Origin of the sequence: Fibrella forsythiae, from assembly GCF_017353175.1 — a bacterium.
Lineage (GTDB): Bacteria > Bacteroidota > Bacteroidia > Cytophagales > Spirosomataceae > Fibrella > Fibrella forsythiae.
Map to the genome: position 1 here is coordinate 123,086 of NZ_JAFMYW010000008.1, position 22,356 is coordinate 145,441.

Below are 22,356 nucleotides of genomic sequence, written 5' to 3' on the forward strand. Positions count from 1 at the left end.
AACGCGTAAAGAGTATGGAAGACCTAGTAGTAGTGTCCCTGGGCCAGTCTGGGCTAGCCTACCCACCTCGCCGCCGCGCGGCCTGAATGGTGCGTAAAATGTACTTGTCGGTGTAGTTGCCTTTGCGGGCCATCAGGTCGGGGCTATGGGTCAGTAAATGCGCCCTAATGCGGCTATCGTCCCAGCCCTTTTGCACCAATCCTACCACAATGCCAAAGTCATGTTCACTGTGACTGGCTTGCCCTGTCCCACCCTGTCTACCAAAGGTTTGCGCTGTCCTGGACAGCGAGTGGGCCACCGTCCCGCTCCTGTCTGGGACACTCCTGTCCGGGACAGATAATCCATCAGAAAAGCCGCTTGCCATCATGTCCTGGCTTAAGGGAATAGACGCGGTCGGCACACACCCCCCCACTGGGGTAGAAAAAGAAGAGAGTCGGGAAGTGGCCCGGAGTAGTCGCACAAACGGATACCGTCCATTGGCCAGTTGGTACTTGGCCTTTCGGTTAGTCAGTCCCGGCAGACGGCCCACGTGGTCAGGCTCGGCGCTACACAGATCCGCCCCGTAACGCTGAGCCATGTCCCGGCAAGTAGCTTTAGCGTGCGCTCGGTCGGTGGGAGGGTGAGCCAGGATCACCCACGCCTGGTAGTTGGCTGGGGAAGTCTCCAGCAGCAGACAAGGCCGCAGTTCATCGGCTTTGATAAGGGTCAAGGCATCCCGCGTCAGATCGTCTAATAGCACATACTGCCAGCCTACAGGCCGGGCGTAGACATCGAAGCCCAAGCTGTTTTGCCAGCGCAGAAAAGCCACTGTCTTGGGGTCAGTCAATTGGGTTCCAGTATAGGTCACGGGCTTGGCCTGGTCAGCCTGAAAGTTGACCAGACGCACTCGGTACTGCGCCGCTTGTAAGGCCTCTACGTACTGCTCGATGGCGTGTTGTGTGAGATTAAGAGAAGACATCTTTTTACCCTGTGGGGGGTGTGTGGTGAACGACTTTCACTGTATTCCCTCTCATGACTTAAAGTTGGAATAGTACTAAAAAAATCATCTAATTAGTTGGCCAAAATGACTAAAAAATAAAAAATTTACAAACCTTTTCAAAACATGATCACTACACCACTACATCACTACAATCCAATCGTATTTTTTTGACTATCAATGAGTTAATTACTCGAAAACGTTGTAGCGATTGTAGTGATTAGTTTGAATTAGCCCCTTTTTTGTAGTGATTCGTAGTGATCCAGTTGAATCGTATTCACTACAAACTAATCAGCTATAAATCAGAATTTTAGATGACTATACATAGTTCTGTAGTGATGTAGTGATCAACTTTCCAAAACTTTATTTTTTAGCTAGTCAAAGAGTTGAAGCCAGTACGCATTTATTGGATAGGTACAATCTGACCGTCTAGCTGACGTAAGTGCGAAGCCCATGGATTGCAAGGCTTTTCCCATGTTTCGACTATTGATTCCTCCCGTTTTCCCCTCATACCGGTTTTGGAGCCATTGGACCAGTTCACCAGCCATCAGGAAGTGAGCATCGACTTGCTGCGGGACGGCGGGTTTGAAATGCCGGGATATGTATTCTCGCTCTGCCGTGATGAGCATATGCTGGCTATTGTGCCGTTCAGATTGATCGATCTCTTCGCGGCTCATCTGAAAGAAAAAACCGTTTTTGAGTAGGGCGTACGCTTGCGACCAGACCAGGTTGATATCGATGTTCCGAGCGTAGCCTTTCGGACCGCCGTTGTCGTGCTGAATATCATAGATTTGCATAACCAGCCAACGCACATTTCCCGTCTCATCGGTCAGAAAGTTGGCCTGGTTCGTCGAGCCAAAAAAGCTCGCCCGGCGCTTGTCAGGCATCGCTTTGCGGGCAAACGGACGGCGGACCTTCACCTTATCTTCGGTCAGGATGGCTTTGAACTTGCTGATATCGAATTTGGAGAACGCAGCCAACTCATCCAGGTTAATAATGAAATTTTCACATAGAGCAATCTTGGAATCCGTTCCCCCTTTAGCCAGATCGATGTGTTCGGTGTAATACGCCTCCAGGGCAGCGGGCAGATGGAAACGGGTAAACGATGACTTACCATCGTTTTGCTTGCCCACCAGCACGAAACATTGCTTGTTGAATGGAATCACTCCAATCCCACAGGCAACGGCCCGGACCAGCCATTTTCTGTACTGAGACAGAAACCAGGTATTATCCCGCGCTTTGACATAGCTAGCCAACTGAGCGATGTAATCCGGCTTTGTCTCATCCCAAGCGGGCAGAGTCTCGAAATATTCTTTGATGGGATCGTAGGTGGGTACGTAGCTGGAACGCATCAAGGCCATCAGCTCTTTGTCAAATCCTTTAAAACCCGCTTCGTACAACTCGACCATTATCGTGTTCTCGTTGAGTGGCTTAAATGGCCCTGTCTTCTGACCCTTTCTGGACTTAGCACGGGCCTCGATTTCGTTGGCGACTACATCGAGTCGAAACTCATAGCGATAATCCAGGTAGCGCCGAATACGAATAATTTTGGGTTCATTCTCGTCCTCATCTTGTAGAGCCGTAACTGGAGGCGCAACGACCGTACTGGGCGGCAAGTCAGGAGTAGGCTGGCCACTACCAGTAGGGGCTTCGGTAGCTGAGGTAGAAAAGGAAAGGTTAGGAATAGCGGAGTGATCTTGGGTACGCATATAGGTAAAAGATGAAACCCCGTACCGCGTTAGGAGCCGGTACGGGGTTTGGTGAATGGTCAAGCACTAAGCACTGTGGCGGGGTTGGCTGAGGGGCACGGTGAACATACCCACCCGGCTCATCTCGGCATCTACCCGCTTGTCATAAATGCGGGCGTAGTGCTTCTGCGTAGTACCGATTTTAGTATGGCCTAAAATCTGCTGCACCACCTCGATACTAAAACCTGCATTGAGAAACAGGGACCCCGCCGTTTTGCGGCAGATCTTGCAGGTTAGCCGGTGAGGGAAGTCAATGGCATCCTGAAGCACCTTTAGAAACAGATTGATATAGGCGTGCGTCGGCATCCGGCAGGGATTACTATAGCGGGCCAGTAGGTCAGCTACGCCGGGCAAGAGCGGTATCTGAGCCTGCACTGCCGTTTTACCCCGGTGAACGATGATCTTCTGCCCACCGCCCAGCAGACTCACCATGTACTTGGCCGGATCATCAAGTACCTGGCGCAGATCAGCCGGGTCAAGCCCGGTATAACACATCATCAGGGCCGCGTCGCGCACCGTGGCCAGCGTCCCGGTCAGGGGCAGTTTAGCCAGGCGGTCAATGTGCACATCCTCCAAAAAGTAAATGGGCTTACTAGGCCCTTGCCGTAGCTTGAGACTGCTCAGCGGGTTGACTTCCAAATGACCCTCCTCGATCATGAAGTCTAGCACCGCCACCAGTTGCTTGACGTAGATGCTGGCCGTAGTCCGGTTCATCTTAGGCAGTCCGCTGGGCGTTTTTAGCTTCAGTAGATAATCCAGATAAGCCTTGGCCCACTTGATATTGATCTGACCCAAGGGTAAATCTTTGGCCCGGTGAACGGCCTTCACAAAACCCGTCAGGTGAGCCGCGCCAAAGCGCCATTTTTTAAGCGTCGTTTGCTGGCGCTGCTCAACGGTGGTCAAGCAGGCGATAAAGGCCCGAAAACCGTCCAGGAGCATAGGCTGAACCTGCACCTTGGCAATAAAAGCCGAACGGATCGTCTCAGCGGTCGGCGTAAATTTGCCCTCCTCCGTTTGTTCCAGCAGAATGCGTAGATGTCGATCATACACTAGCTGCAGCTGCTTGTTAAGCAGGCGTATTTCGTCAGTGGTGCCAAAGAAGCACTGGGCTTTCTGGCTCCACTGATCAGGCCTGCCGTAGACTTTGGAGCCGTGGCGGGAACGAGCAGGCACTTCATTGACCGTCACCAAGATCATCACTTGTTGACGTTTTTCTTTGGGTAAGGCCTTAGTCTGTTTGCTTTTGCGAAAGGAAAAAAGGAGCCTAATCCCCGCCGTTTCATGGGGGTATGCTAGAGAAGCCATACGTTCGATGATTTAGGCCTGGCCACCAGGGGCAACCAGGCGTTGGGTTGGGATTAGGCCTGGGGAAGAATAAGCTTGGATTCGAGCGAATTGATTAGTTCGTGGAGCTGCCAAAGCCGGGCGCTGGCCTGCTCGATAGTCAGTTGGCCGCTAGCCTGGTCCTCCTTGATGAGGGCTACCCACTGGGGGAAGTCGGCCCGGCAATCGCGCAGGAAGCCATGCACGCCAATGATCTGCTCAATGAGGGTGCGGGTAATGGGGAGTCCCGTGGCAATGGCTTCGCCAAAGAGGGAAAATAGCCTTGATCGCAAATGTTGTTCTAAGAGCCAAGCGTCAAGATTTCTCAGTGGGAGAATGCCCCACTCATTGACTTCCCAGGTGAAGCACTGGATATTGGTGGGCACCCACAGGAAGTCGGAGTCTTCGGGCAGATTGGACGTTACAAACAAGCGCAGTTGATTGAGTGCACCATCGCTCAGAGCGGCTAGGCGGAACTCGAAGGGCTGATGGGCCTGAGTTTGTGGCCTGATCTTACCGCTGGGTAAAGCGGTAGCAGTACTCGGTCTGTTATGCCGGATTCTAAAAACCTTTTTGTATTTTTGCATCGTTGATTTTGCCTTTCCTTCGGCGTTCGACATAGCCCGGTTTGTGTTGGTAGCACAATCGGGCTTCTTTGTTTAATACCCTCTCGAGCAATAGTTATGTTAGATAAGTGACTATTAATTGATCTCATGACTCATATAGCCTGAGCACCAATAACTGGCTTTCCAGTCTCGATGAATTGCTGAATATCAGCCCTCCGAACGAAAACAATACGCCCTTGTGGGCCATCTGGCCGCACTAATGGAAAATAGTCTGCATTTGCCCATGCCCAAAATTTTGCTCTACTAATACCAAATAGTTCCAACACTTCAGTTGGGCGCAGAAAGGGCTTTTGGTCAAGCGCTATCGTGACTCTTGATTTTTGCAACGGCTTTTGAGTGCGCTGCACCTCTTTTACTATGGTTTGTTTCATCCTGCTATGGCTCTTTAGGAGCATTTACATACTTACAGGACAAATATTGATTACATAATATATACTACCAAAACATTTTACATAAATAATTTAATAGGCTACATTTTCCACCAATTCATTAAGTACTCCGTATCTCTCACATAGAGCCTTAAAGCCCTGACGTACAGAGAATAACACTTCTTCATTATCACAATATTCAATAAAGAGGTTATCAAACTCGGAGGATAGAAATAAACTTAAGGTTGGTAACCTCCGGGCACGTACTGCGAAGTTCTCTAAGTACTGATTTAATCTAAGAAGAGGTAGACCATATCTTTTAACTAAATCTTCAACATAGCTTCCTTTGACAGCATCGGCACGTATCCGGTTATAAACTGAGAGGGGCAAGATGCCCGTCAAACTATCATGAATAGCTTCTCTGGTACTAAATGTTAAGCGAGCAACCCGGTCTATTGGATTGAATTCAGTGTCATCAATTTTATAAGCTGTATTTAGCCACTGCCTAGTGGGGTATTGGTCATATTCATCACAAAACCAGCCCAAAAGGTCTAATGACCTAGCCTCATGGTATTCCTGTATAAGGTATGATCCTATAATATATCGGATATCATACTTTTCAACAGAAAAACCCTGAAGTGCAATAGCTATCTTAAAGCTCTCATTATCAAACGGTTTGAAGGCAAGAATTCTCCTTTTAATTTCATTCGTTTCATCCTGGATAAGTGGCTTAATGGGCGCTTTTTGTAAAAACTCATCCAATTTTTCAGGGGGAACGTAGTGTTCAATCACACTTTTAATCTGGGCACTCTGCCGCTTAACAGTTATTCGTATGTACAATGGATAGCCTTCTAGAATCTTGTCTCCGTAGTAGAGTCGTCGAGACTTTAAACCTTTCTCCACGTAATATTTCACACCAATCTTTTGCCCGTATATATTTTGGTGTTCTGTTAGCTTATTCATAATTAAAAGTTTACCATTTGATGACATTGGCAAGAGCCTGTTCCACATCAGAGCCAGCCAAGTGAACATATGTCATAGTCATCTTAATGTCAGCATGCCCAGCTAGACTTTGCACGACTGCCAAAGGCACTCCTCGACGCACTAAACATGTAATACCGCTGTGCCTGGCGCTATGAAACCCAATGTTGATCTTTGTAATCTCAGCGAGCTTTAACACATCTTTTAATCGGCGGTTCATGTGTTGAGCAGTCCGGCTGATAAATCGTTTACCGTCTACTGTTGGCCAATATTTTAGCAACAATTCCTGTGCTTTACCTCCATGCAACGTCCCTAAAGGAATACGAACTCTTTGCTTTGTCTTACACTGGACCTTTTCAATCAATAGCCCTTCAGCAGTTTTAACGACATGCTTGGGTGTGAGTGTAATGAGATCACTTACACGTAGCATCGTGTAGTACGCCAACAAAAATGCATCCCTGTAAATAGCTAATTGGATTTGTTCTTCATCTAATGGAAGTAACTCTATACGCTTAATTTCTTCGTCAGTCAAAATTGCTTTATCAACGGCCTTACCCCTAATTTTGAACTGATCATAGGGATTGTGAGACAAGAGTCCACTTTTTACAGCCCGACTGATATAACGCTTTAGAATTTTATGTTCAGCTTCAACAGTGTTGTCATCTAGTTTAAAGCGACCACGCTTGGCCTGATCGAACCTATTAATAAATGCAAAGGTCAAATCCCCAAATGCTACAGGCCCACCATGATGTAAATTCAGTCGATTTAACACTCTCCCACGCCGCTGATAAGTAACAGCAGCAATGCTAGGTTTATCTGCATCAATTTCAGCTCGCATATAAGCTGAAAACGTTTGTTTAGGTGCAGCTTCTTCCACGGTCAAATTGAGCATCAAGTCAAAATCTGCCAATGCAAAAACACGACCATGTGTGGCGGGGAAGTAGCTCTCGAAGTTTTTCAACTCCATAAGCCGCTGCATTATCTGCCGATTAGCTTGAGTATTGTTTTTGATCTCCCGGCTCTTGGGATTCCACTCTTGTGGAGTGATCCGAACATCGGTACTGAAATAGCGACGTGGACAGTTTTTCTGGTAAACTTCGATTTGTACTAATGCTTTACCCTCTGAGTTGAGCTTATTCTTACGATTGAATACAAGTTTATAGCTGACCATCGAATTGTGTTTTAAACAGTGATGGGCCAAACCTACGCGGCAAGTACTAGATAAAACCGGGTAGCAAACGAGTAGCAAACGAGGAGATATGTAAAACATCCTAACGCGCTCTAATAAACAAAAAGCCAAATCAGGAAAATATCAAAAAAGCCTGTAAGTGACTAACCTACAGGCTTTTAATTTTAAATCTGGCGGTCCGGACGGGACTCGAACCCGCGACCTCCGCCGTGACAGGGCGGCATTCTAACCAACTGAACTACCGAACCAGATTATTATTTCGAAGCCAGACGTCGTTGCCGTTGTCCTTTATCGTGGTGCAAAAGTAGGGTGCCGATATACTCGGCGCAAGCCTTGACCTTAAAAAAAACGACATTTTTTCACTAAAAAAGGCTTCTTGACTGGCTTACAGACAGATACAACGCAATCTTTTTTCGCCCAGGGCCACCATCCACTCAATTACCGCCAATTCATTTGGAGCGTGTTAGGGCAAAGGTTATATTTCAAATTGGTAGTCACCTTTCTCTATCTAGCTATGATTTTTTCACAGGCATACTCCGACATGCAACAGCAGGCTGGCCGCAGCAATAATCTTGATGGTCAACGGTCGTTTCCAGCGCCGTGTATGGAGATCTACTTGTTAACGCAGGCTCAACAGAAAGCGAGGCGGAAAGAAGCGGGCATTTTTGGAAAACTAGCCACTATTTTCGATTGGCAACTGACCCGCAAGCAGCGTAGAGACTACCTTCAGGCGTTGAATCAGGGGTTCACACTGGTGCTGACAGATTCGTCGAAAACCGTCTTGTGGGCCAGTCATAGCTTCCTGACTATGACTGGCTACACAACCAGCGAGGCTGTTGGGCAAACCACTAAGTTCCTGCAGGGCGAACAGACCAGTTCTACTGAGCTTAACCGCATTAACAGCCAACTCCAAAAACGAATGCCTGTGAAAGCTGATCTAGTCAACTACCGGAAGAATGGCGAAGCCTATGTCTGTCGGCTGGAAATTGAGCCACTTCGTAATAGCCAGGGCGAGTTCACCCATTTTCTGGCTGTGGAGATGGAAGTGGTTTAACGTAGCTTCCATTGGTTTTACGCCTGATACGCCTCTACAAACCCTGTCAGTTGTCATCAGGGCCTGGCGCATCATCGGGACTCATGAGCTCGGCCGCACCGGCGGGTTTCTCAATGGCAGGATCGGCATCCACGGCCAATGCCGACTCGTCAGCATCGGCTAGTCTTGACAGGTTAGGCAGATCAAGGTCGTCTGTAGTTGGGTTAGTTTCCATGTTACTTGTTCCAGTTAGTTGGTTTGTAAACCCGTCGCGCCATATCTGGTTTCAGACTTCGAGGCTGCGGAGCCAGGCCGGTACGCATGGAATCGGGCGTAAATCAGGCCGTAGCTAAACAATTCGTGGTCTGATTTTGGTTAGTCGGTTGTAGAAGTATATTGCTTTGCTCGACACCACTTCACACCATATGAAACAAGCAGGACGTATTCTTGGCTGGAGCTTTCTCGGGCTTTTGCTGCTCATCAGCGTTGCCCTGTCGCTGGCCTGGCTGTTCGATTTCAGGCAGACTGACAGGGAACTCAACGACGAGTTCGCCGCCCAGTCGGTTCGGCCGGTCGTGAGGCGCTATACAGTAGGGCAGCGCACTATTCGTTACATAGAAACGCCGCCACTACCCGGAAAACCGACGATCATTTTCGTACACGGTGCTCCCAGTTCGCTTTCCTTCTTCAATGGTTTCTTCAAAGACACGGCGTTGCTGCATCGTGCTCAGTTGGTGGCTGTTGATCGTCCCGGCTATGGCTATTCTGATTTCGGCCAGGTAGAGCCCTCTATTCTCCGGCAGGCCGAGCTATTACAACCTCTTATTGACCGCTATAAAAACACCACCGATCTGATTGTTGTGGGCTCATCGTACGGTGGATCGGTATCGGCCCGGCTGGCTATGAATAACCCCGGCATAATTGATCAGGTGGTGTTTGTTTCGTCGGCACTGGGGCCGGGGCTGGAACGTACCTACGGCATAAGCTACTGGGTTGATAAAGAACCGCTGCGGGCGCTTGTACCACCGCTGCTTCGATTAGCTAATGACGAAAAACTGGCGCATAAAAAAGCGCTCGAAGCTATTTTGCCCGACTGGCCGCGCATTACATCGGGTATCACCATGCTTCACGGTCAGCGCGACGAATTGGTGTATCCTACCAATGTTGCGTTTGCAAAAAAACAGCTACGGAACGCTCAGTTCAAGCAGTTTCTTCTGGCCGAAAGTCGCCACGACATCGTGGATAATAAACGGGAATACATCGCCTCTATTCTACTTAGTCTTCTGTCTACGCCCAACGGGGCTGCGTTAAGTCATACTGCTGGCAGGCCTTGATGCCTCCGCGCCATTTTCAGTGCTTCAGGCAGTGATTTCAACCCGGTTTTGCTCGGGGTCAAAAATAACGCTTTCATAATAGCCGTCGCCCGTGTGGCGTGGTTCACCCACAACGGGAAATCCATCAGTCCGGAAGCGCTCGGTCAGGGCATCTACGGCAGCTTCGCCGCCAACAGAAACGGCGAAATGAACCAAGCCGGTAAATTGCGCCAGAACATCATTCATTGTATCTGGAATACCCGGCATCTGCATCAGTTCAAGGCGCGGACCGCCCTCGGGAAATGACAGGAAATATGATGAGAAGCCTTTCGAATGGTTCGTGTACTTCTCATTGGCCGTTGCCTGAAAATAGGTTTCGTAGAAAGTCCGCATGGCTTCCAGATCGCGGACCCAAAGGGCAAGATGTTCGATACGCATAGTGCAAAGCTGGCCGATTTTTTTTGTGTTCTATACCACCTGCTTAGCTGTCTCCGATGCTGTATGAACACATTGACTGTTGCCTTACCGCGCTTTGATATCGAGCAGTTCAATCGTTTTTAGCTCCTGCTTCGCATTCCAGCCGCACAACAACGTTGCCGTCTGGCCAGTCTCCCGATACCGAATCAGCACGTCTTTACTACCCATCCAAAGCGTCCCGGTTGGCTGGCTGGCCGCTTCTGCCTTGATAATGTTATCCATCAGTGATCGGGTAGCATCTGTTGGCAACCGTTGGAATGTGCGTGAATCTGACGAGGGACTGGTAAAATTCAACCATAAATGAGCCCCACAGCCATCGACAGGCAATTGGTCGCCCACAACCCTGGCGTTAATTTCTACAATAGGTTGCTCTGCCAGAACAGTCGACTGATTCTGACAAGTAGCCGATACAGCCAGCAGGGCAACGATCAATAGCTTTTTCATAGTGATCAGTATCTGAAACTCAATAGACCCCGTTTCGATGGGGTTAGTTGTAATGCGCACCCGTTAAGCAGTCTACTTTTCAACATAATCGAGTTCTTTGGCGAAGGTTTCTTCCATTTGCGATAGCGACCAGAACGCCAGGCCAAACACCACAACGCCCAGTACAGCCGCTGCACCTAACGTACCTGCAAACGGCTTCAGGGCCTGAAAACTTAATGTCATGGGAATAAGCATTCCGCGCACGATACTGGGCGCCGATGTAGTGGCAGTAGCACGCAGATTAGTACCATATTGCTCGGCCACCATGGTCAGGTACATGGCTATGTAGCCGGTACAGATACCAAGCAGCAGGCAAATGACATACAGGCTACCGGTTGTTTTTACACCACCAAACAGATACACAGTACACAGAGTCAGACTACAGATAAGCAGGTACGTTACAGCCCGCCGCCTCGATTGCAGCCATTGGCTGAGCGGGCCGGAAAGCAAATCGCCAACTGCCAGACCACAATAGATCAGCATAACGCAGCGCCCCGGTTCAACGGTTGTCGTGAGCGCCATGGCCTCGCCAAACTCGTTGGCAAATGTGGCCAGGATACCCACGATAAACCAGGTTGGAAGCCCAACCGCCACGCAGCGTAAAAATTTGATGCTCCGCGACCGGCTACTGAAAAAATACAGAAAATCGCCCCGCCTTACTTCACCGTGTTCCTGCTTCAGGTTCGTGAACAGGCCCGACTCAAACATGCTCACCCGCAACAGCAACAGGGCTAACCCCATGCCACCGCCAACGAAAAAGGCCGTTTGCCAGTCGAACAGCGTGCTGGTTGCGTAGGCCACACCCGCCCCGAGATACCCAATGCCCGCTACGATAGACGATCCGTAACCACGAATGGCTCTCGGCAGAATTTCAGACACGAGCACCATCGCCGCGCCGATCTCACCCGACAACCCTACGCCCGCCACAAACCGCATCAGAGCATAATAAGTAGTTGGTTCGATGATGGTGATATACGGCACAAACCCGCAGGCAATGTTGGCCAGTGAATACATGATAATGCTGCCAAATAGAACTGACATACGGCCACGCCGGTCACCAATAACGCCCCACAGAATACCGCCCACGAGCAACCCGGCCTGTTGGAAGTACAGAATATATGCCCCCAGATGCGATACCTCTCCTTTGGTTAGCCCCAGCGACTGCAGACTGGGCACTCGCACTATATTGAAAATGAGCATATCGTACACATCCACGAAAAACCCCAACGCGGACACAATGACGGGCAAAGACCAGAGTGGCGATAGAGAAGTGCGAGGGGCGGAAGGCGAGGGGCTTAGGGTTGTAGGCATTAGTTGTGGTGGAATTTACGCTGGCGGATTTACTCTTCAATAAAGTCCATGTCCTTGCCGTGGGTTTCGGGAATGGTCAGGATACTGTAAAAGCCTAGCGCAAAGGCGATTACACCCACTATAGCTCCGGCATAGACGACGCCGTGCAGGGGCTTGGCAAACTGATATAGGGTTGTCATGGGGAAGGTTAGTCCGCGCACCATGTTGGGTACGGTGGTGGCGGCCGTCGCACGTAGATTGGTACCGAATTGTTCAGCGCCAATGGTCACGAACATAGCCCAGTAGCCAATACCGAAGCCCAGCGCCAGACAGGCTATGTACAGACCGTCGGCGGTAGTGAGTCCGCCGAAGAGATAAACAAGGGTTGATATAAACGTGAAGGCCATCAGCAACGTAACCGCCTTTTTCCGCGACGCCAGGGCCTGACTGATGAAGCCACTCGCCAAATCCCCTGTCGACAGACCCACGTAGCACCACATGATGGCCAGGCCAGGTTTGATTTCTTCCGTGATTCCCAACGCCGTTCCGAATTCGTTGGAAAACGTGGCCAATACCCCAATAACAAACCAGGTGGGAATGCCCAGCCCAATGCATTTCAGATAGCGGCTCAGCCGTTCGCCATTCGTAAAAAAAGCAAAGAAATTTCCTTTTGTCACCGACGTGTCGGCCGATACGTTCTTGAACATACCCGACTCAACCACGCCGACGCGCAGCAAGAGCAACCCGATACCGAGCCCGCCACCAATGAAATAGGCCAGCGGCCAGTCGAACAATTTAACGGTGAAATAGGCCACTACCGCGCCGGAAAGGCCCACGCCCGCCACCAGCGACGTACCTATGGCCCGCAGCCGGGTGGGCAGCACTTCGCTTACCAACGTAATGCCCGCACCAAGTTCGCCGGCCAGCCCCACACCCGCCACAAAGCGCATCAGGGCGTAATAGGTAGTTGGCTCCATGAATGTCACGTTTGGAATAAAACCACAGGCAATGTTGGCGATCGAGTAAGTAATGATGCTGCCGAACAATACGGAAAGTCGCCCCCGTTTGTCGCCCAGAATTCCCCAGAGGATACCGCCCAGCAGCAGCCCAACCATTTGCCAGTTGAAAATACGGGTGCCTTCGGTCGAAATCTGTTCGGCGGTTAACCCCAGTGCTTTCAGGCTGGGAACGCGTACGATACCAAACAGCAGTAGATCATAAATATCGACGAAGTAGCCCAACGCCGCCACGATGACAGGTAAGCTGAAGAGGCCAACGGCAGGTTTAGCGGATTCGGTATCAGGTAAAGAGGTTTGCATGGTTTGGTGAATTAATGCGCGAAGGTTACGTACAGAGGAAAGAGCATTACACGGCAAGCGTTATATCATCGGACGTGGCCGAATCCGTTTGCCGGGGCGTTGTTTCGCTGGTAGATTGAGAAGGAGTCACATTTGGTTTAGCTACTGAACGCGCAACGGGCTGAGGCAGGGTTTGCGCGTTCGTAAACGCAAGACGCAATGACCACACAGTCAGCGTTACCCGGCTAAACACGAAGGCCTGTTGCAGCAGGAAGAGAATACCAATCAGCAGCCAGTTACCGGCATTGAACGCCGATTCGACCAGCAGATACACCCCAAGCAGCACCGTTCCGATCAGAAGCAATAACAGATACCGGCCAAACGTAGCCAGCCGGTGAAGCCTGATAAACCGCCAGCTTTGCGCAAAAGCATGCATGGCCGCCGTTACATCATGCTGATACATCAGCACGCTGGCATACTGGCTGGTACAGAGAATGCGAACCAGAATAAGGCCGAATATCAACCCCACTACCGCCCCAAGGGCAACGTACCCACGTTCGGTGTACGAGACGTCGAGCGTACCGTCTAGTAGCAGTACAATTAACGTACCCACCAAGAGTAGACTGAGTCCCCACAACAGCACGAAAAGGCCCGTTACGGCAAGCAAGCGCAGATTTCGGCTAAAATAATGCGTACCTGCCTGCCAGAACGTGACCGCCGAAAACCCATTGGTAAAGCTATACAACACCCCTCCTTTTGCCCACACGCTGATCAGCAACGACAGAACCGCCGTCCACCACCCAGCCCGGATCAACGGCCAGACCGCGCCACCGTGATCGTGCATGAAATCGCTGAAGACAGTGTAGTTGAACCCCGGCATCATCTGCACCGGAGCCAGCGAACCGTGGACTTCGCTGGTCAGCGTACTGAAGAAGGCCAATGCCGGTGGCAGGGCGGGTATCAGCGTGAGCAGGAAGAGCAGTACCAGCAAGTGCCACTGGCGCAGGGTGTTGATTAACGTTTGGGAAAGCATAAGAAACGCGGCAGATAGCCACGCCGAAGATAACCAACCGCCTGTGGGCCACCAAAACCTTCTGCCTGCCTTCCGCGTATAAACTGGTATGGTCAACGCACTACTCCTATCCATTACCCTACTCACCCCCCCCGATTCAATGGCCCCGAAGCGGTTCAGCCTGCTACCGTTACCCCTGATCTATTACACGCCTGAAACCCGGTTCAGCTTTGGCGTAGCAGCCACGGCCACATTCCGGTTTCGGAACGACACGGCCAGCCAGGGATCTCCATTCCGGGCGCGTCCGTCGCAGGTGACGGTCGGGGCGGCCTACACGCAGAATAAACAGTTGCTGTTTTATATACCCTTCCAGATTTTCTACAAAAACAACCTCTACTTCGCCAACGGTGAGTTGGGCTACTACCGCTACAACTACTATTTCTTCGGCCAGGGACAACGCGACGTACCGGCAGAACTATACGGCGTCAATTTTCCTCGTGTGCGGGTGAATGTGTTTCGGCGAATCACCAAAGCCGATCCGGCCAAACCAGGGCGGGGCCTGTATGCGGGCATCCGGTACCAGTACGAGAACTATGATGTTACCAGCATAGCGCCCAACGGTGAACTGGCCTCCGGCAACGTACCCGGCGGGCTGGGGAGCCTGTTATCAGGCGCAGGAACAGGGTTGTTCTACGATTCACGTGACAACGTTTTTTACCCAAACCGGGGCGTGGTGGCCGATCTAACGTACCTGACCCAGGGACGGGCCGTGGGTAGTCAGGTACGTTTCGACAGGTATGTGGCTGATATGTCCAGTTATCATCCGCTGGGTAGCCGGGCCACGCTGGCATTGAATTATGTACTGAGCGTCACCGGTGGCGGCGATGCGCCGTTTAATGCGTTATCATTGCTGGGAGGCACCAAACGCAGCCGGGGCTATTACGAGGGCCGTTTCCGCGACGAGAACATGGCACTGTTGCAGGCCGAATTACGGCTCCGGGTCTGGCGGCGGCTGGGCGTGGTGGCTTTCGGGTCGATAGGCACGTTAGGGAACCGGAGTGATTTTCTACGCCTCAACGACCCCAAAGCCGCTTACGGAGCCGGGCTCCGTTTTCGGGTCAACCGTGATCTGGTCAATCTTCGCCTCGACTACGGCCGGGGTATCCCCTACGCCAGCCTCGGCTCAAGCGGCGTATACCTGACAATCGGGGAGGCGTTTTGATGAAGCAGGAGTTACAAATTGCCCGTTGCTTCGTCTGATCACTAATCGGAGTCAATGCGAAGCAGGTCGTCGCTTTCAACGCTTAATTTGTCCAATCCTGTACGCCCGGGACCGGTCATTGATAATTGATAGTCGATAATTGATAACTGTTACTAGCTTTGAACCGTTTACTGAACCATAAGCCAATTCGGCCAAACCACGTAAAACCATGTCAAGAGGATTAATCATTTTTGTTGTCGTTGCAGCCCTGCTGGGTATGTACGGCTGTAGTTCGTATAACGGCTTAGTAGATAAAGACACCAATGTCGATAAATATTGGAGCCAGGTTCAAACCCAATATCAACGCCGCGCCGACCTTATTCCGAACTTAGTTCGAACCGTACAAGGCGTTGCCAATTTCGAGAAAAGTACCCTTCAGAGCGTTATCGAAGCGCGCGCCAGTGCAACCTCAATCAAACTGTCGGCCGATCAGCTGACGCCCGAGAATATTCAGAAATTCCAGGCCGCGCAGGACCAGTTAGGCGGTTCATTATCCCGGCTGTTGGCCGTTTCCGAGAACTATCCGCAGCTGAAAGCCACCCAAAACTTCTCAGAACTTCAGGCGCAACTCGAAGGCACTGAAAACCGAATTGCCGTTGCCCGTAATGATTTCAACACGGCCGCCACAGACTATAATAAGTCGGTCCGTTCGTTTCCGAACAATATCTTCGCGGGTATCTTCGGCTTCCCTCGCAAAGGGCTGTTCGAAGCCAGCGCCGCCGCACAGAACGCCCCAACCGTTGATTTCGGCACGCAGAAGTAAGAGCTAGTTAAAAGTTAAGAATTACTGGTTAAGAGTTGATCAGCCGGTCTATGTAAATCGCGATGATCACTCAACAACTAGTAACTCTTAACTTTTAATTCTTAACTGTAAAAGCGATGATCCTCACCCCCGACCAGCAGCAGCAAGTTATTGCTGCCATCCGACAGGCCGAACGCGAAACATCGGGCGAAATCCGGGTGCATATTGAGGCAAGCTGTCCTGACGGCGACCCCATTAAACGAGCCATTGACGTGTTTGGGCATTTAGGGATGCATCAGACAAAAGAACAGAATGGCGTGCTGTTCTACCTGGCTCACGACGACCGAAAATTTGCCATACTGGGAGACAGTGGTATCGACGCGAAAGTACCGGCCGACTTCTGGGCAAGCACCAAAGAACTGATGCGCCGGTATTTTGCCGTCAATGACTATACCACCGGGCTTAGCCAGGGAATTGAGCGGGCGGGGCAACACCTGAAGGCTTTTTTCCCCCGCGCCAGTGACGACATCAATGAACTGCCCGACGATATCTCATTCGGTTGAGACACTAACGCTCTACCAGACTCCACCGTTTTACCCGTGACTGCTTTCCGCTCTATTTTCCGGTCCTTTTCTCCCAGGCTAGCCGCTGGTTTGTGGCTGTTTGGTATGCTGCTGTCGCTGGCAGCACACGCCCAGGCAGTACCCGACGATTCCTTACCCGCCCGCCCATCTCCGCCCCGACTGGTCAACGACCTGGTTGGCATGCTCTCGCCAAGTGAAGTGCAGCAGCTGGAACGAAAACTGGTAGCCTACAACGATTCAACATCTTCACAGCTAGCGATCGTTGTCGTTAAATCGACTGGCCTGTATGAACCAGCCGATTACGCGTTTTCGATTGGTCGCAAATGGGGCGTTGGCCAGAAAGGCAAGAACAACGGCGTGGTATTGCTCTGGGCAACCGGCACCCGTAAGATATTCATCGCCACAGGCCGGGGCATGGAAGGCGTACTGCCCGACGCCATTGCCAAACGCATTGTCAGTCAGATCATTGTTCCGAATTTCAAACAACAGCAATACTATCAGGGCCTCGACGAAGCCGTTGATGAGATGTTCCGCCGGGCCACGGGCGAATACAAAGCTGATCCAGTATCGGATGATGATTCGGGCGGAGGCGAGATATTCATCTGGCTGGTTATTATCGGCGTTATCATTTTCCTGGTCATTCGCTCAAGAAACGGCGGTGGCGGCGGCAACCGTTCGCGCGGCGGAGGGGGCATGTTCCTACCATACACCACGTTTTCGGGTTGGGGTAGCTCATCGGGCAGCTGGGGTGGTGGCGGAGGTAGTAGCGGCGGAGGTGGTGGCTTCGGCGGTTTTGGCGGAGGCGACTTCGGCGGAGGCGGCGCAGGTGGCGACTATTAAATCGACCAGCAGCAATCGTTCGTGCTTTCCTTTGTAGAGTGTCCGATCAAGCATTAGATGATGCAGGTGGGTCACGACCGATACGAGAACCACCTTTTATCAGATCCGTTGAACCAGGTCAGGTAAGTTCCCTGCGACAAGTGCGTCAGGCGTCGGAAACAGGCTGGTCAGATCCGTCTGACAGGCGTTAGCTTCACTGATAAAGTAGTTCCCAGTGAAATCATTTTGGTCAACTAGACTTGATCGCTCATGTCAAAACTTCCCTGGGCCAAATACTATTTTAGTTTTATAGCCGCAGCCCTCCTGGTGGCTTTACTAGCCAAGTTCGTTACAACTAATGTAGTTGTCATGCCCGCACTAGCCGTTGGCTTATACTGGCTCTTTCTTCGCGGGTTTGCCAGCATCAAAGGCTATGAATAAACGAGCAGTGTCTACGTCGGCCTGTTCAGTTATGTGGCTGGTAGGTTAGCCTGGCATCTAACGCAGGCAAAGGGGTAACGTACCTGGTCATGGACGGGCTTTCGCCCACCTCTCGATTGGCGTTATTGTATTATCTGTCAGCACGTTACAATTATCGTCTTACTCAATTTGCCGTCAATACAACGTACATGCGTTGGAGTTACAACTGTGTGACAAGTCCAGAGCTATAGTTGACCAACCGCTTCGTTTTGTCTATATTGCCACAAAGCGTTAGCGACCTAGTAGAGCTCAGCATGGACACGTACCCAGCCCACACCCTTACCCAAACAGTGAGCGAATGCCGCAACTGTGGCAATACGATTGATGAAAACTTTTGTTCACGGTGCGGCCAGCCAGCCACATTGAAGCGCATCAATGGACATTACATCGTCCACGAGATTGAACACGTATTGCACTTTGAACGGGGCCTCCTCTATACCATTAAAGCGTTACTGCTTAAGCCAGGGCAAACGATCAAAAGCTTCTTTTCGGAAGACCGGAATCGGCTGGTAAAGCCTATCATCTTCATTATTGTAACGTCTGCCATCTACTCGATCACCAGTGGCGCTCTACACATTGAGGATGGCTACATCAAGTTCAGCGAGCAGCACGCGTCGGCAACCGGAGCCATCTTCAAGTGGATTCAATCCCATTATGGGTATGCAAACCTCTTGATGGGTGCTTTTATCGCCATGTGGATGAAGCCCATCTTCCGAAAATACGACTATAATTTTTTTGAGCTGTTAATCGTGCTCTGTTTTGTAATGGGCATGGGCATGCTGGTTTTAGCAGTCTTCGCCCTATCGGAAAAGCTGTCCGGGACCCCACTTATGCAGGTAGGTAGTTACCTGTTCATTTTGTACGCCGGTTGGGCAATCGGTCAGTTTTATGACAAACATCGGGCAGCTAACTACGTCAAGGCCTTTGTAGCTTATCTTCTTGGTATGCTCTCATTTGCCTTGGTCGCTCTTGCAATAGGAGTAACCATAGATTTTGCTATTCGGCATAGCAACAACTTCAATTTTTCAGTTGCTTTTTAGCGATACCATTCCCTTTTCCCGCAACAATGTGATGAGCTACCTATTTCAACTGCCCATACGTTGTGTGGGCAAGCACACAAATCGCCGAAGGATGTAGTTCCGCGTACTCTGAGTAGACTAATTTTTGCTTTCCCAATCAAAAACTCAGTCAATTCTGATAAAGCAGGTCATCAGGATTGACTGAGTTTTTTAGTAGGTACTGCTGTCCGGAAAGTAGCCAACTGATTACTGATGATGACAACTTGTAAAAACTGCAACCACCATTTTGACGGCAATTTTTGTAACGTTTGTGGGCAATCTTCGCATACACACGACATTAATTTACATTACGTAGTGCACGAAATCCAGCATGGTATTTTACATGTTGACCGAGGTTTCTTTTTCACCATCAAAGAGCTATTTACCCGGCCAGGAGACTCGATTCGGGAATACATTGAGGGCAAACGAGTCGATCATTTTAAACCGGTAGCCTTCTTACTGATCCTATCGACCGTTTACGCGTTTTTAAGCAAACCGTTGAACGACTCATCGTTTATTGAAAGCGCCATAATGGGCTTTAAATCAGTTCCTGGCAATAAAAATGCACCGAATACATACGTAGTCATTGACTGGATACTCGCTCACTATGCCTATACCAGCTTGTTAATCATACCCATAGCTTCGCTCGCATCATACGTAGCTTTTGTAAAGTCGAAGTACAATTATTTTCAGCATCTGGTATTGAATTCGTTTCAGTGGGGTCAAACGACAGTATTTCATATAGTTTACTTATTCATTACCTATCTTATCAATAAAAATAACCCGAATTATACACTGGATTACATCGAAATCGCTATCGGATTTCTGCTAACCTATTGGACGTATTATCAATTTTTCGATACGATGTCCAGTGTTCGAAAAATCGCACTTACGCTGGTGAGCTATATCTTATTCATCATTTTCATCATAGCGTTTTCTATCATCCTCCTTTTTATTTTCAAGGCATAAATGGCCTAATTTGCCCCTATATTATACGTTGAACCAGTACGACAGTTTGACGACTAGCGCCCGGTTCTTACTCGTTAGCGAGCCGGGGAAATAGTTTTCCTGGTACACCACAAACAGATCTGACACCGGGGCGTAGCGCCATTGCAGGCGGGTGTTCAGCAACGTATTGGCCGTTTGGTTGTTTACCTGCACGGTCGTTGTCCAGAACAGTTTTCGCGAGAACGTTAAATCCAGCCGGGGGCCAACCAACAGGTATTGGGCTGATCTATAGGGGCTCGGGAGGCGGATATTGTTGTATTCACCATACACGCTTACCGATCCGTAGGGCTGGAACCGGTATTGAATCTGAGCGGTCAGGCTCGTGTTTTTCCCGTTGAAATAACCACCCGACCAGCCTTCCAGCGTTGCGGTCAGGAGTTTGCGCTTATCGGTATTAAGAAAGCCGAAGATGCCGTGGATGTTATAGCCGGTTCCGCTTGCCAGTTCCAGACCATCCGAATTGGTGGGGTCGAAACCGGAAAACAGGTACGTGTAGTGGTTGTAATAACCCAGGCCACCCTCTGTCGTATTCCGCGCCTGCACGTTGTAGCCAACATTGAATTCCCGATCAGTAAGCCGTCCATCCAGCGTTTGAATAAACGTAATATCCGATGAAGGGCCGTGCGAAATAATCTGCTTGTTGCCAGGTACGTAGAACGTGAGTTGCGCTTCCGGCCGCCACTTCCAGTAACCCCGGCGCTGAACGTACCCAATATCCCCCACTTTATAGTTGCGCCCCACGTATTCGTGCGTCCAGGACAAAGTCAGGTTCCGGCTGGTATAATTCAGGTTCAGGCCGTGGGTATCGTTACCGTTCCGATTATCACTGCTGATTCGCTGATCGCCGCTGCCTTCTGAACGAAAAACACGGTTGTAGAACACCTTTCCGCTCCACCGGTTATCGGCCGTTTGCAGGTTGTATTCCAGGCCACCCAACCGGGTAAAAGCCAGGCTATCGGGCAATGCGCCTATACCCTGCCGGTTCACGAAAATGCCGGAAATCGTTGACCGGCCAAACACCTGCCGCTGTATCACGCCCATCGTGTAGTTCTGGCCCGCAATTCCCCGGCTGGGCTGGGTAGCCGTTTGCGTATTAAGCAGACCGACGCGCCAGTATTTACCTAATTTACCGCTGAGGCGAGCGCCGTATAGCAACGGATTCTGTACGATAACGCCCGTAGTCGTATCGAGGCTGATACCAATTCGGCGGCTGAAAAACGGCCGGTTGCTCTCAAATCCGTAGTTGGCAAACAGATCCTGATTTTCGATAAAAAACTGCCTGCGTTCGGGATAAAATATCTCGAAACGACTCAGGTTTGTCACCTGCTGATCGGCCTCTACGTTCGAGAAATCAGGGTTTACGGTCAGATCAAGGTTCAGCGACGGCGTAATACCGATTTTGGCGTCGAAGCCGATACCCGCTTTGTAGGTACGTTGCCCCTGGGTTCCGTTGCCGGGTTCGCCCAGATCGTCGCTGTAGCGGCTACTCACGTACGGAATGAGCGAAATATTGGGCCCCGGGTTGGGCAGTGGGCGGTTGAACCGAACCGTATCGGCAAACGACAGGGCCGAAATACGGTAGGCAACCGGCACCCGCCGCCAGGCTGTACGCTGGTTATTTTTCAGGTCGTGCCGGGCGAAGTTCATCAGAAACCAGGTCGATCCTTTCCGGTAGCGGATGCTCTTAAACGGAATGGCCAGTTCGGCCTGCCATCGGTCGGGAAATTTCTTTACGGCCGAACGCCATTTATTATCCCATTCCGACGCCACCCGTTCGCCATTATACAACTGCCCTTCCCGCTCCACGCCGTAGGGCGTCACGTTGAAGGTAAATCCGTTGATACGGTCGCCAAACGGGTCGAGGTAAACCGTAAAATTATCGTTCTGGTCCCACTCGAAATCGCGCTTCAGGGAACTGGCAATGGCACGTCGGGCCGGGTCTTTGTCGAAACAAACCACAGCCACATACAGATGGTCGGCATCGAAGGTGACGCGCACGTCCGTGTTGTTATAAGCAGCAGCCGTATCGTTCGGGTAATTCTGAATAAACTGGTTAGCCACGCGGGCACGCTGCCAGGCTCCTTCCGTCAGCAAGCCATCAACGCGAATAGTTGAATCGGTGGGGGTAACGTGCAGGGTTTGGCCATGGGCAGTGAGGGCACAAATTGAATAAATAAGGACAATGAAATGTAGACGAAGCGGCATAGAATCGATTTTGACACCGTAAAAGTACGGCATCATGTCTGTTCACTTCGGCGAAAAGGATGAGTGGTTAAGGCATCTTCGG

23 protein-coding genes and 1 tRNA gene are annotated in these 22,356 nt (G+C 50.5%); 9 read left to right on the top strand and 15 right to left on the bottom strand.

The window, feature by feature from the left end; translation table 11 throughout:
• Positions 1-58: 58 nt before the first annotated feature.
• The 8 genes from J2I46_RS23550 to J2I46_RS23585 form a co-directional block, all read right to left on the bottom strand.
• The gene (locus J2I46_RS23550; RefSeq protein ID WP_207331531.1) at positions 59-958 is read right to left on the bottom strand and encodes a DNA-primase RepB domain-containing protein; all 900 of its coding nucleotides are present in this window, start codon (positions 956-958) and stop codon (positions 59-61) included.
• A gap of 392 nt (positions 959-1,350) precedes the next feature.
• Positions 1,351-2,685: a VapE domain-containing protein gene (locus J2I46_RS23555; RefSeq protein WP_207331532.1), complete on the bottom strand. Its 1,335-nt coding sequence runs from the start codon at positions 2,683-2,685 to the stop codon at positions 1,351-1,353.
• Between the two features lie 66 nt (positions 2,686-2,751).
• A complete protein-coding gene (locus J2I46_RS23560; RefSeq protein ID WP_207331533.1) occupies positions 2,752-4,029 on the bottom strand; it encodes a tyrosine-type recombinase/integrase in 1,278 nt (425 codons plus the stop codon).
• A 53-nt stretch (positions 4,030-4,082) separates the two neighbouring features.
• Positions 4,083-4,667, bottom strand: coding sequence for a hypothetical protein (locus J2I46_RS23565; protein WP_207331534.1), 585 nt, complete (start codon positions 4,665-4,667; stop codon positions 4,083-4,085).
• A 98-nt stretch (positions 4,668-4,765) separates the two neighbouring features.
• Entirely contained in the window at positions 4,766-5,044 is a 279-nt protein-coding gene (locus J2I46_RS23570; RefSeq protein WP_207331535.1) for a helix-turn-helix transcriptional regulator, read from the bottom strand.
• A gap of 90 nt (positions 5,045-5,134) precedes the next feature.
• Positions 5,135-6,004 (bottom strand): hypothetical protein, encoded by an 870-nt coding sequence (locus tag J2I46_RS23575; protein WP_207331536.1) that lies wholly within the window; start codon positions 6,002-6,004, stop codon positions 5,135-5,137.
• Between the two features lie 10 nt (positions 6,005-6,014).
• On the bottom strand, positions 6,015-7,193 hold the full coding sequence (locus J2I46_RS23580) for a site-specific integrase (RefSeq protein WP_207331537.1): 1,179 nt from the start codon (positions 7,191-7,193) through the stop codon (positions 6,015-6,017).
• Between the two features lie 189 nt (positions 7,194-7,382).
• Positions 7,383-7,459 (bottom strand) — tRNA-Asp (locus tag J2I46_RS23585).
• Between the two features lie 266 nt (positions 7,460-7,725).
• Here J2I46_RS23585 and J2I46_RS23590 point away from each other — a divergent pair.
• Positions 7,726-8,265 (top strand): PAS domain-containing protein, encoded by a 540-nt coding sequence (locus tag J2I46_RS23590; protein WP_207331538.1) that lies wholly within the window; start codon positions 7,726-7,728, stop codon positions 8,263-8,265.
• A gap of 46 nt (positions 8,266-8,311) precedes the next feature.
• Here J2I46_RS23590 and J2I46_RS23595 read toward each other — a convergent pair whose 3' ends face one another.
• Positions 8,312-8,479, bottom strand: a complete 168-nt coding sequence (locus tag J2I46_RS23595; RefSeq protein ID WP_207331539.1) for a hypothetical protein — start codon at positions 8,477-8,479, stop codon at positions 8,312-8,314.
• 190 nt (positions 8,480-8,669) lie between these two features.
• Here J2I46_RS23595 and J2I46_RS23600 point away from each other — a divergent pair, with 190 nt between their 5' ends.
• A complete protein-coding gene (locus tag J2I46_RS23600) occupies positions 8,670-9,578 on the top strand; it encodes an alpha/beta fold hydrolase (protein ID WP_207331540.1) in 909 nt (302 codons plus the stop codon).
• Positions 9,579-9,602: 24 nt separating this feature from the next.
• On the opposite strand, the gene J2I46_RS23605 is transcribed toward J2I46_RS23600, so the two are convergent.
• The 5 genes from J2I46_RS23605 to J2I46_RS23625 all read right to left on the bottom strand — a co-directional run bounded on the left by J2I46_RS23605 (position 9,603) and on the right by J2I46_RS23625 (position 14,138).
• The gene (locus J2I46_RS23605; RefSeq protein WP_207331541.1) at positions 9,603-9,995 is read right to left on the bottom strand and encodes a VOC family protein; all 393 of its coding nucleotides are present in this window, start codon (positions 9,993-9,995) and stop codon (positions 9,603-9,605) included.
• Between the two features lie 84 nt (positions 9,996-10,079).
• Complete coding sequence (locus J2I46_RS23610; RefSeq protein WP_207331542.1) at positions 10,080-10,478, bottom strand: hypothetical protein; 399 nt, start codon at positions 10,476-10,478, stop codon at positions 10,080-10,082.
• Between the two features lie 72 nt (positions 10,479-10,550).
• Positions 10,551-11,828, bottom strand: coding sequence for an MFS transporter (locus J2I46_RS23615; RefSeq protein WP_207331543.1), 1,278 nt, complete (start codon positions 11,826-11,828; stop codon positions 10,551-10,553).
• Positions 11,829-11,857: 29 nt separating this feature from the next.
• Positions 11,858-13,126, bottom strand: coding sequence for an MFS transporter (locus J2I46_RS23620; RefSeq protein ID WP_207331544.1), 1,269 nt, complete (start codon positions 13,124-13,126; stop codon positions 11,858-11,860).
• Positions 13,127-13,172: 46 nt separating this feature from the next.
• Positions 13,173-14,138, bottom strand: a complete 966-nt coding sequence (locus J2I46_RS23625; RefSeq protein WP_207331545.1) for a hypothetical protein — start codon at positions 14,136-14,138, stop codon at positions 13,173-13,175.
• Positions 14,139-14,226: 88 nt separating this feature from the next.
• Between J2I46_RS23625 and J2I46_RS23630 the strand changes: the two genes are divergently transcribed.
• From J2I46_RS23630 to J2I46_RS23660, 7 genes are all read left to right on the top strand, one after another.
• Positions 14,227-15,339 carry a BamA/TamA family outer membrane protein gene (locus J2I46_RS23630; RefSeq protein WP_207331546.1) on the top strand — a complete coding sequence of 371 codons (1,113 nt, stop codon included), beginning with the start codon at positions 14,227-14,229 and terminating at the stop codon, positions 15,337-15,339.
• 208 nt (positions 15,340-15,547) lie between these two features.
• On the top strand, positions 15,548-16,141 hold the full coding sequence (locus J2I46_RS23635; protein ID WP_207331547.1) for a LemA family protein: 594 nt from the start codon (positions 15,548-15,550) through the stop codon (positions 16,139-16,141).
• 116 nt (positions 16,142-16,257) lie between these two features.
• A complete protein-coding gene (locus J2I46_RS23640; RefSeq protein ID WP_207331548.1) occupies positions 16,258-16,683 on the top strand; it encodes a TPM domain-containing protein in 426 nt (141 codons plus the stop codon).
• Between the two features lie 105 nt (positions 16,684-16,788).
• Positions 16,789-17,544 carry a TPM domain-containing protein gene (locus J2I46_RS23645; protein ID WP_207331725.1) on the top strand — a complete coding sequence of 252 codons (756 nt, stop codon included), beginning with the start codon at positions 16,789-16,791 and terminating at the stop codon, positions 17,542-17,544.
• Between the two features lie 249 nt (positions 17,545-17,793).
• Positions 17,794-17,964, top strand: coding sequence for a hypothetical protein (locus tag J2I46_RS23650; protein WP_207331549.1), 171 nt, complete (start codon positions 17,794-17,796; stop codon positions 17,962-17,964).
• A 230-nt stretch (positions 17,965-18,194) separates the two neighbouring features.
• Positions 18,195-19,043 (top strand): DUF3667 domain-containing protein, encoded by an 849-nt coding sequence (locus J2I46_RS23655; protein WP_207331550.1) that lies wholly within the window; start codon positions 18,195-18,197, stop codon positions 19,041-19,043.
• A gap of 333 nt (positions 19,044-19,376) precedes the next feature.
• Positions 19,377-20,030, top strand: coding sequence for a DUF3667 domain-containing protein (locus J2I46_RS23660; protein WP_207331551.1), 654 nt, complete (start codon positions 19,377-19,379; stop codon positions 20,028-20,030).
• A 21-nt stretch (positions 20,031-20,051) separates the two neighbouring features.
• On the opposite strand, the gene J2I46_RS23665 is transcribed toward J2I46_RS23660, so the two are convergent.
• Positions 20,052-22,274, bottom strand: a complete 2,223-nt coding sequence (locus J2I46_RS23665) for a DUF5916 domain-containing protein (RefSeq protein WP_229379915.1) — start codon at positions 22,272-22,274, stop codon at positions 20,052-20,054.
• Positions 22,275-22,356: the final 82 nt, after the last annotated feature.

Excerpts from the sequence above, each read along its gene's own strand:
- J2I46_RS23550 (WP_207331531.1), bottom strand. The coding sequence starts at position 958 with ATGTCTTCTCTTAATCTCACACAACACGCCATCGAGCAGTACGTAGAG.
- J2I46_RS23555 (WP_207331532.1), bottom strand. The coding sequence starts at position 2,685 with ATGCGTACCCAAGATCACTCCGCTATTCCTAACCTTTCCTTTTCTACC.
- J2I46_RS23560 (WP_207331533.1), bottom strand. The coding sequence starts at position 4,029 with ATGGCTTCTCTAGCATACCCCCATGAAACGGCGGGGATTAGGCTCCTT.
- J2I46_RS23565 (WP_207331534.1), bottom strand. The coding sequence starts at position 4,667 with ATGTCGAACGCCGAAGGAAAGGCAAAATCAACGATGCAAAAATACAAA.
- J2I46_RS23570 (WP_207331535.1), bottom strand. The coding sequence starts at position 5,044 with ATGAAACAAACCATAGTAAAAGAGGTGCAGCGCACTCAAAAGCCGTTG.
- J2I46_RS23575 (WP_207331536.1), bottom strand. The coding sequence starts at position 6,004 with ATGAATAAGCTAACAGAACACCAAAATATATACGGGCAAAAGATTGGT.
- J2I46_RS23580 (WP_207331537.1), bottom strand. The coding sequence starts at position 7,193 with ATGGTCAGCTATAAACTTGTATTCAATCGTAAGAATAAGCTCAACTCA.
- J2I46_RS23590 (WP_207331538.1), top strand. The coding sequence starts at position 7,726 with ATGATTTTTTCACAGGCATACTCCGACATGCAACAGCAGGCTGGCCGC.
- J2I46_RS23595 (WP_207331539.1), bottom strand. The coding sequence starts at position 8,479 with ATGGAAACTAACCCAACTACAGACGACCTTGATCTGCCTAACCTGTCA.
- J2I46_RS23600 (WP_207331540.1), top strand. The coding sequence starts at position 8,670 with ATGAAACAAGCAGGACGTATTCTTGGCTGGAGCTTTCTCGGGCTTTTG.
- J2I46_RS23605 (WP_207331541.1), bottom strand. The coding sequence starts at position 9,995 with ATGCGTATCGAACATCTTGCCCTTTGGGTCCGCGATCTGGAAGCCATG.
- J2I46_RS23610 (WP_207331542.1), bottom strand. The coding sequence starts at position 10,478 with ATGAAAAAGCTATTGATCGTTGCCCTGCTGGCTGTATCGGCTACTTGT.
- J2I46_RS23615 (WP_207331543.1), bottom strand. The coding sequence starts at position 11,828 with ATGCCTACAACCCTAAGCCCCTCGCCTTCCGCCCCTCGCACTTCTCTA.
- J2I46_RS23620 (WP_207331544.1), bottom strand. The coding sequence starts at position 13,126 with ATGCAAACCTCTTTACCTGATACCGAATCCGCTAAACCTGCCGTTGGC.
- J2I46_RS23625 (WP_207331545.1), bottom strand. The coding sequence starts at position 14,138 with ATGCTTTCCCAAACGTTAATCAACACCCTGCGCCAGTGGCACTTGCTG.
- J2I46_RS23630 (WP_207331546.1), top strand. The coding sequence starts at position 14,227 with ATGGTCAACGCACTACTCCTATCCATTACCCTACTCACCCCCCCCGAT.
- J2I46_RS23635 (WP_207331547.1), top strand. The coding sequence starts at position 15,548 with ATGTCAAGAGGATTAATCATTTTTGTTGTCGTTGCAGCCCTGCTGGGT.
- J2I46_RS23640 (WP_207331548.1), top strand. The coding sequence starts at position 16,258 with ATGATCCTCACCCCCGACCAGCAGCAGCAAGTTATTGCTGCCATCCGA.
- J2I46_RS23645 (WP_207331725.1), top strand. The coding sequence starts at position 16,789 with ATGCTGCTGTCGCTGGCAGCACACGCCCAGGCAGTACCCGACGATTCC.
- J2I46_RS23650 (WP_207331549.1), top strand. The coding sequence starts at position 17,794 with ATGTCAAAACTTCCCTGGGCCAAATACTATTTTAGTTTTATAGCCGCA.
- J2I46_RS23665 (WP_229379915.1), bottom strand. The coding sequence starts at position 22,274 with ATGCCGCTTCGTCTACATTTCATTGTCCTTATTTATTCAATTTGTGCC.